10 protein-coding genes are annotated in these 8,736 nt (G+C 35.9%); 6 read left to right on the plus strand and 4 right to left on the minus strand.

The window, feature by feature from the left end:
* From F6K18_RS29750 to F6K18_RS29760, 3 genes are all read right to left on the minus strand, one after another.
* A partial coding sequence (locus F6K18_RS29750) for a serine/threonine-protein kinase (RefSeq protein WP_287526273.1) occupies nucleotides 1-717 on the minus strand: 717 nt, incomplete at its 3' end.
* A 183-nt stretch (nucleotides 718-900) separates the two neighbouring features.
* Nucleotides 901-2,301 (minus strand): ABC transporter substrate-binding protein, encoded by a 1,401-nt coding sequence (locus F6K18_RS29755; protein ID WP_287526274.1) that lies wholly within the window; start codon nucleotides 2,299-2,301, stop codon nucleotides 901-903.
* An 86-nt stretch (nucleotides 2,302-2,387) separates the two neighbouring features.
* Nucleotides 2,388-3,818 carry a serine/threonine-protein kinase gene (locus tag F6K18_RS29760; RefSeq protein WP_287526276.1) on the minus strand — a complete coding sequence of 477 codons (1,431 nt, stop codon included), beginning with the start codon at nucleotides 3,816-3,818 and terminating at the stop codon, nucleotides 2,388-2,390.
* 379 nt (nucleotides 3,819-4,197) lie between these two features.
* Here F6K18_RS29760 and F6K18_RS29765 point away from each other — a divergent pair, with 379 nt between their 5' ends.
* Both F6K18_RS29765 and F6K18_RS29770 read left to right on the plus strand, forming a co-directional pair.
* Nucleotides 4,198-4,362, plus strand: coding sequence for a hypothetical protein (locus F6K18_RS29765; protein WP_287526277.1), 165 nt, complete (start codon nucleotides 4,198-4,200; stop codon nucleotides 4,360-4,362).
* Nucleotides 4,363-4,609: 247 nt separating this feature from the next.
* The gene (locus F6K18_RS29770; protein WP_287526278.1) at nucleotides 4,610-5,569 is read left to right on the plus strand and encodes an alcohol dehydrogenase catalytic domain-containing protein; all 960 of its coding nucleotides are present in this window, start codon (nucleotides 4,610-4,612) and stop codon (nucleotides 5,567-5,569) included.
* A 233-nt stretch (nucleotides 5,570-5,802) separates the two neighbouring features.
* Here F6K18_RS29770 and F6K18_RS29775 read toward each other — a convergent pair whose 3' ends face one another.
* Nucleotides 5,803-6,105, minus strand: coding sequence for a hypothetical protein (locus F6K18_RS29775; RefSeq protein WP_287275076.1), 303 nt, complete (start codon nucleotides 6,103-6,105; stop codon nucleotides 5,803-5,805).
* A 156-nt stretch (nucleotides 6,106-6,261) separates the two neighbouring features.
* On the opposite strand from F6K18_RS29775, the gene F6K18_RS29780 reads away from it, so the two are divergent.
* The 4 genes from F6K18_RS29780 to F6K18_RS29795 all read left to right on the plus strand — a co-directional run.
* Nucleotides 6,262-6,900 carry a peroxiredoxin gene (locus F6K18_RS29780; RefSeq protein WP_287526280.1) on the plus strand — a complete coding sequence of 213 codons (639 nt, stop codon included), beginning with the start codon at nucleotides 6,262-6,264 and terminating at the stop codon, nucleotides 6,898-6,900.
* Between the two features lie 347 nt (nucleotides 6,901-7,247).
* Nucleotides 7,248-7,832 (plus strand): Uma2 family endonuclease, encoded by a 585-nt coding sequence (locus F6K18_RS29785; RefSeq protein WP_287526281.1) that lies wholly within the window; start codon nucleotides 7,248-7,250, stop codon nucleotides 7,830-7,832.
* Between the two features lie 287 nt (nucleotides 7,833-8,119).
* Complete coding sequence (locus tag F6K18_RS29790; RefSeq protein WP_353735214.1) at nucleotides 8,120-8,398, plus strand: Uma2 family endonuclease; 279 nt, start codon at nucleotides 8,120-8,122, stop codon at nucleotides 8,396-8,398.
* The coding region (locus F6K18_RS29795; protein ID WP_287526283.1) for a Uma2 family endonuclease at nucleotides 8,391-8,736 on the plus strand (346 nt) is incomplete at its 3' end. The genes F6K18_RS29790 and F6K18_RS29795, both read left to right, overlap by 8 nt.

The raw sequence follows: 8,736 nt of genomic DNA on the forward strand, positions 1-8,736 counted from the left end.
TTTCCAGATAATTTTACCAGTTGAGATATCTTTAGGAAGTAGATTTACATTAACTCCAGTTAATGCTTCAATAGCCATGATTCCCACAGCATAAATATCACTACAAAACTTAGGTTGACCTGCTGCTTGTTCCATAGGCATATATCCAGCAGTTCCTACTACTATTGTTGTAGTTGTATGGCCTGTATTAGTAACAGTTAATCCTTTAATTTCTTTCACCGACCCAAAATCTATTAAGACAATTTTCCCGTCAGATTTTCTCCGCATAATATTCTGAGGTTTCAAGTCACGATGAATTACATTTTGCTTATGCACATATTTTAAAACTGACAAAATTTCAGTTAATAATTGAACAGTCTGATATTCTCTCAATCTACTCCTTAAAAATTTATTCCAAGAATAAATCTCTTTTGTTAAGTCATATCCCTCAATAAATTCTTGAACCAAATAAAATTGCCCATCTTCTTCAAAGTAGGCAAATAACTGAGGAATTTGCTCGTGTTTTCCCAGACGATGTAATATTTTTGCTTCCTTATCAAATAAATTTTTAGCAATTTGAAAAACTTGTGGACGCGGATCTGAAGGAGTTAGTTGTTTAACCACACATTGAGGACAATTAGGAAGGTCTAAATCAAGTGCTAAATAAGTCCTTCCAAAACCACCTTTATGTAACTCTGATATAATTTGATAACGACGCCTAAGTATTTTGTTAATCATTATTTTTTTTGAGAAATTTATAGCTTGTTTTTAGGAGTTAGGAATTAGAAAATAGTTAGAGTAGTTTAATCTTTTAAATATTTTAAAGCTGACAACAAATGCATACAATAGGGTGTATAATTGTTGGGTTGTGCGATCGCTTAACCCAACCTACTGGACCGACACACCTAAAATGTTGCTTCGTTAACGCTTAAGAGGTACAAAGTCATACCCATCGCCAATCTTCACAACTTCCACTAATTGAATATCACCATCATAGTCACCAGAATCTAAAAATTTCACTGCTCTCAATGCTCCAGGTGTAGAAAAGTTTGATGATAACTCCTCCCGAACACCTTCACGAGTTGGTTGAGTTTGTTTTTCAATTGCCTTTCCCAGAGCTTGAACTGCATCATACGCAGTAATTGTTCGCCAATTCACACTTGAAGTTCCCCAAAGTTTTCGAGAGCGTTCTGGAAAATCTGAACCTGCTTCATTTACTTCAATATCCCATGCTATAGCTACAATCATTTTGACAGCACTATCTCGACCTTTCTCAAGAGTCTTTGCAGAGTAAACCTCATCCCCACCTAATACTGGTAAATTCCCTTGATTAACATGAAGTATTTCCAGATCTCGATCTAAATAACCTGTAGTGGGAGCTAGCATCAACACATTTGCTGAATCTTTTGCCCTATTGAGAACTTGAGTTGCTGTCTCACGCCAATCTTCAGGATTTTTTGACCATGTAGATAGATCGCAATCTGGGTGTTCTCTCAGAATAATATTCCTTCTCCCTATCTCAGAGATAAATTCTTGACTTAGCGATTTGCTGTACTTGCTATCTGAGTTATAAAATACCACTGCTTTTACTGAGTTTAACTCAGTCTGAGCATATTTTGCTAAAGCTTTTGCAGCTGCTTGATCGTTAGGTACGGTGCGAAAAAAATAAGGACTGTAATTTGTTAGCTCAACAGAGGTACTAAGAGATATCGATACAAGTTGGTAATCTTTGTAAATATTGGCTGTTGCTAGGGAAGTGTCACTTGAGTAATGACCAACTACTCCTAGAATTTCCTGTCTCTTGGATAACTCTGTGGCAACTTCTTCCACAATTTTCGTACCATTATTAAAGTCATTATCATCATCATCAGCAATTGCTATTTTCAGCATTCCTTCACCACCGGATCTAGAAAAATTCCAATCATACTGAGCATGAGCAACTCCACGCAAAACTTCCAGAGAAGCATTCAAATTACTACTAATTGGCATAGATACAGCAATAACGTGGTAAGGTTTTTTACTTTTTTCAACTTCTAGGTTATTCAGAAAAATTCGTGCTTCTGGATCATTGGGTGTTGATTCCAAGTAATTAGTTAAGGTTCTAAATGCACGATCATAATTCTTATTGGCAATTGAATTAATTCCTCTTTCTCTTTCAGGTCTAACTTCCTCTGGATTTGCTAAGGATTTCTCTCCAAATGTAATACGCTCTGAAATAGCGTCACCATTAATAGGAGAATTTTCAGCACAAGAAATGACAATAAAGACTATGAAACTAAGGAATATCAGCTTTAGCAGTTTAACTCGTAATATACTGTTCATAAATAAAAAAAACAAAAATTTAGCAAAACTCAACTAATATTAGTTCTTGGGAGGATTAAACTTATGCATATTCAAATCTCTTTAGATCATAATTCACACTGGGAAGCTCGAATTAGAATTAAGTCAAAATTTTCATCGTCGGTACTGAGATGTCCTTTTGGAGCATCCATTGTAAACTTAAGGTCTTTATCCAAGAGGTAGCCATTGTCATCCTTATCTGTTCCTGTTTTCCATCCTACGGCGATCGCGAACCGTCGCCAAGCTCGAACATTCTCTCGAAAAACTTCCATGGTATCCCCATTTTCTTGAATTACCTGAAGTTGGGCAGTGTAGCCAAATCTGCCATTCGATCTTTGTGTCCAAATTTGATTAATTCGCTGCAAATCTGGGCAAGAAAATTGCTTGGCCTCTTCTTCAGATATATAAGAATAATCCCCATCTCGATCGCCAATTTGGTTCATTAATTGCCAATTTTGTCGATCTGCCTTGCGCCATTGTCGTGCTTCTGTCAAAGCATCCAAACGATTGTACATTGCCTCCACATCTTTCCCTTCTCCCGCTTCTATGACTCCTTTTGACAAGATAGAAGGAAGAATAACAGAAGCAAAACCACCCAAAGCAACAATACCCAAAGCAGCAATACCAAAAGCAACTCCCAAACGTTTTTTAGAAAGTCTGGGTTTAACAATATTCTTTAATTCGCCTATAACTTCATCAATAGTTTGATAACGATTTCTCCAATCATACAACATCATTTTATCCAGAACCCGACCTAAATCATCACTTACATTAACTCGATTTTTCCAGATAATTTTACCAGTTGAGATATCTTTAGGAAGTAGATTTACATTAACTCCAGTTAATGCTTCAATAGCCATGATTCCCACAGCATAAATATCACTACAAAACTTAGGTTGACCTGCTGCTTGTTCCATAGGCATATATCCAGCAGTTCCTACTACTATTGTTGTAGTTGTATGGCCTGTATTAGTAACAGTTAATCCTTTAATTTCTTTCACCGACCCAAAATCTATTAAGACAATTTTCCCGTCAGATTTTCTCCGCATAATATTCTGAGGTTTCAAGTCACGATGAATTACATTTTGCTTATGCACATATTTTAAAACTGACAAAATTTCAGTTAATAATTGAACAGTCTGATATTCTCTCAATCTACTCCTTAAAAATTTATTCCAAGAATAAATCTCTTTTGTTAAGTCATATCCCTCAATAAATTCTTGAACCAAATAAAATTGCCCATCTTCTTCAAAGTAGGCAAATAACTGAGGAATTTGCTCGTGTTTTCCCAGACGATGTAATATTTTTGCTTCCTTATCAAATAAATTTTTAGCAATTTGAAAAACTTGTGGACGCGGATCTGAAGGAGTTAGTTGTTTAACCACACATTGAGGACAATTAGGAAGGTCTAAATCAAGTGCTAAATAAGTCCTTCCAAAACCACCTTTATGTAACTCTGATATAATTTGATAACGACGCCTAAGTATTTTGTTAATCATTATTTTTTTTGAGAAATTTATAGCTTGTTTTAAGTAGAGCAAACTAAAAAAAAGACGTTGCATTTTTAATCAAAAAAAAACCCTAAAGGCAATCAATATAAACTTTTGAGCTAATTTACAATTTGATACATAGCGCCCAAAATTTACCATGTTCTACTTAGAAGTCAGGAATTATAAAATACTGGAGAGTAGTTTAATCTTTTAAATATTTCCCAGCCGATTTATTAATCAAATCTAAAGGAGAGGCTTTAAACCTTAATTATTTGGTAAAGTCCGGCCCTATCCTAGGGATGAGAACCTCAGACCCATTCGCATCTGTGAGCGAAAGAAATGGAAGGGTGAAAGTGGCTACCACGGACGCTCCTGATCCCAGACCACAATGTTGAGGCTGAAAGTGATGTTTGGAGGCAAGTTGCGACGACGAAAATTTGATAGTCAGCCAGTGGAATTATTCACACAATGTGCTATGGTCAACGGTATGATTCAAAGTTGTCAGCCAGAAAGTGACAAAGTACTATTCTCATTTATTCCTCTACAGGGGTGATTTTGCGATTCTGGAACGGATCGCGGAGCGAATCGCAACTTTCATGCAACAAAGCCACTATTTGTAGCAAACATTGATCAAATTGGTATTAACTCTTAAGTTAAGAAGGCACAAAAAAATTTAGGTTAACCAAAAGTAAGCAAATATCACAAAATTTACGACTGGCAGGAATAACACTAGATTTATCCCACCTACTTTTTTATGGCCTAAAATCAAATTAACTAAACCTACTCAAAAAATAGAAATAATGAAAGGAATCTGGCTAGAAAATCAACAACTCCAACTCCGCAGCGACCTCCCTACACCCGAACCCCCAGCAGGAGAAGCACTTGTCCGCGTCTTGCGTGCCGGTATCTGCAATACAGACCTGGAACTTCTCAGAGGTTACTACCCTTACAAAGGAATCTTAGGCCATGAATTTGTCGGTGTGGTCGAACAAGGGCCCGAAAATTTACTCAATCGACGAGTGGTAGGAGAAATTAATGCCGCTTGTGGTCATTGTCGCTTTTGCTTAAGCAACCAACCGACCCACTGTGAAAATCGGACAGTCTTGGGAATAGTTAACCGCAATGGAGCTTTTGCCGAATATCTCACTTTGCCAACAAAAAATCTCCATCCGGTACCTGAAAATGTCTCAACGGATGAAGCTACATTTACCGAACCAGTAGCAGCAGCACTAGAAATTCAGCAACAGATACAAATTTGTCCAGTAGATAAAGTTTTAGTAGTGGGGGATGGTAAACTCGGACAATTGGTGGCACAAACTTTAGCTTTGACTGATTGTCAGTTATTGGTTATTGGTCGTCATCGGGAAAAACTGGCAAATTTAGAGGAGCGGGGAATTAAAACTGGGTTTGCTGATGCTGTTACTACAGGAGCTTTTGATGTGGCAGTGGAATGTACTGGCAACCCAGAAGGATTTGCGATCGCTCGTCGTGCTCTTCGCCCTTGTGGTATTTTGGTCCTCAAAAGTACTTATGCTGGGAATCTGAGTTTGGATATTTCATCGTTGGTGGTGGATGAAATTACTTTAGTTGGTTCTCGTTGCGGACCTTTTAAACCAGCATTGGAACTAATATCACAACAGAAGGTTAATGTCAAGCCATTAATCCAAGCTCATTATCCTCTAGAAGCAGGAATTGATGCTTTTGCTCATGCTCAGAAGAAGGGAATATTAAAAGTATTAGTGGATATTGGGCAGGAATAGGCTGTTGATTTTTTTTGAAATTAAGTTTATACACCTCAAATCAAAAAGCAGCAAGCATCAAAACTATTTCTAACTATTGCCTAATATCAGTTTCAAAAAAGAATGCTATAAAAAGTGCATCTCGATTAGATATGCTTAAAAATAGCAGTTATAATTGATTTGAGATAGTTATCTCTATCGTTTTTCCCTTTCTTTCAATATTTACCCCTTCTTACTTCTTACTTCTTACTTCTTCAATAGGAATTAATCCGGTCGTACCAACTCACAGATTTAGGTCTATAGTCAATACAATTAATTGCTTTTTCTGAAAGAGCAACTTTAGGTTGTACAGGACATTTGAGATGATAATCTCCAGTAAAAAATAGACAATTAGCACAGGGAATTTCGTGCATCTGTTTCGCTCTACGCACTGAATCAAGTAGGGCACCGATTATACTCCAGAACGTTAAAATTATCAATCCCCAAGCAAAGACAAAACACAGAGGAACCAAAAATGGTTGTATGGCATGAATTACAAAATAAATAAATTGAAACATGGTTAATAATTCATCACAATGGTTACTAATTCATAACATATGACATAACTTTAAATTTAATCTAATTTTTAAGATTATATAAAGTTAAAAGCTTAAATGATTATAGGATGAAAACATAGAGAATTGTTCACTATAAACAATATAGGAAGTTAAGCTATGGCCCTTAGATTAGGTGACACGGTACCCAACTTTACCCAAAATTCTTCTGAAGGGGAAATCAACTTTTATGAGTGGGCTGGAGATAGCTGGGTAGTGCTATTTTCCCATCCTGCTGATTACACGCCAGTTTGCACAACAGAGCTAGGTACAGTTGCCAAACTCAAACCAGAATTTGACAAAAGAGGTGCTAAGGTTTTAGCCCTAAGTGTCGATGATGCAGAATCTCATAAGGGTTGGATTGGAGATATTAATGAAACCCAAAGTACAACTGTTAATTATCCTATTCTGGCAGATGTGGATAAAAAGGTTTCTGATTTGTACGATATGATTCATCCTAATTCTTTAAATAATCTGACAATTCGTACTGTTTTTATTATCGACCCCGAAAAGAAACTCCGTCTTTCTATTACTTATCCCGCTAGTACAGGTCGTAATTTTGAGGAAATTCTCAGAGTAATTGATTCTTTGCAACTAACAGATAATTATCAAGTTGCTACTCCTGTAAACTGGAAAGATGGTGATGATTGTGTAATTGTTCCTTCTTTAAAAGACCCTGAAGAATTAAAACAAAAATTCCCCAAAGGTTACACAGAAGTTAAGCCATATTTGCGGATGACCCCTCAACCAAATAAGTAAAGTTATCATGTAAGCATTCAGCATTCAGCAGTCAGGTATCAACTCTTGAGAAACATCTACATTTCCCGCCATAGAATTGTATGAATTGAACTAAAACTTATCCTTCTTGTGGTTCATTATCTGATTAAAAATGTAATAGAAGTTAAACGAATGCTTGCTTTATTCATTAAAACACTAAGAGCTGAATACTGACAATAATAGCCTATTTGATTTTTATTGCTGACCACTGAAGCGCTAATAGCTGTTTGCGCAGTAGTCCGCAGGAAGTGCTTACTTTATAATTTAATTGAGGATTAAGATTTTAACCAGGATTCTTAATCCTTAATTATTTTTAGGAGGGAAAAATTATGCTTGATGATCAGATTATTTTACAAATGCCTCCAAATTTACAAATGACAGATGAACAGTTTTTTGAATTCTGTCAAATTAATCGAGATTTACGGATAGAAACTAATAAATTTGGAGAGTTATTAATTATGTCTCCTACTGGTTCTGAAACAGGAAATCGTAACCTTGGTATAGCAGCAAAATTATATTTTTGGGCAGAAAAAGAAGGTACGGGTATTGCTTTTGATTCCAGTACGGGATTTACTCTTTCCACAGGAGCGAAAAAATCCCCCGATGTTTCCTGGATAAAATTAGAAAGATGGAATAGTTTATCCCAAGAAGAAAAAGAAAAGTTTGCTCCGATTTGCCCAGATTTTGTGGTGGAGTTAATGTCACCTTCAGATAATCTGAAAACTCTCCAAGCAAAAATGGCAGAATATATGGAAGAACCAGGGGTAAAATTAGGTTGGTTAATTGATAGGAAAGAGAGAAAAGTTTATATTTATCGCCCAGGAATGCCTACCGAATGTTTAGAAAATCCTGAGAGTGTGAGTGGGGAAACAGTCTTGCCAGGATTTGTTTTAAATATGCAGAAAGTTTGGTAAATGAGAGGGCAAGTTATGCTGGAAAACCCAATGGTTTTAAAAATACCTTCAGACTGAAATATAACAGATGAACATTTTTTTGAATTCTGCTAAATTAACCGAATTTGCCTACCGAATGTTTAGAAAGTCCTGAGATTGTAAGTGGAGAACCAATATTACCTGGGTTGATTTTAAATATGCAGAACATTTGGTAAATAGGAGGGTAATTTATGCTGGAAAACCCAATGGTTTTAAAAATACCTTCAGACTGGAATATAACAGATGAACATTTTTTTTAATTCTGTCAAATTAACCGAGATTTACAGATAGAAACTAATCAATCTGGAGAATTATTAATTATGTCTCCCACTGGTTCTGAAACAGAAAATAGAGAATTTAATCTATGTGTGCAATTAGGAATATGGTCAGAACAAGATGGTACAGGTATCGCTTTTAGTTCTAGTACCGGATTTACTCTTTCTACAGGGGCAAAAAAATCTCCTGATGCTTCTTGGATAAAATTAGACAGATGGAATAGTGTATCGGCAGAAAGTTTGGTAAATGAGAGGGAAATAAATTATGCTTGATGACCAGATTATTTTGCAAATGCCTCCAGATTTACAAATGACAGATGAACAGTTTTTTGAATTCTGTCAAATTAACCGAGATTTACAGATAGAAACTAATAAATTTGGAGAATTATTAATTATGTCTCCCACTGGTTCTGAAACAGGAAATCGAGATGGCAGAATTATTCAACAGTTAATGAATTGGTCAGATGAAGATGGCAGGGGTTTAGCTTTTAGTTCTAGTACAGGATTTACTCTTTCTACAGGGGCAAAAAAATCTCCAGATGCTTCCTGGATAAAATTAGAAAGATGGAATAGTTTATCCCAAGAACAAAAAGAAAAGTTTGCTCCAATTT

The organism is Okeania sp. SIO2C2 (assembly GCF_010692625.1).
Lineage (GTDB): Bacteria > Cyanobacteriota > Cyanobacteriia > Cyanobacteriales > Microcoleaceae > Okeania > Okeania hirsuta.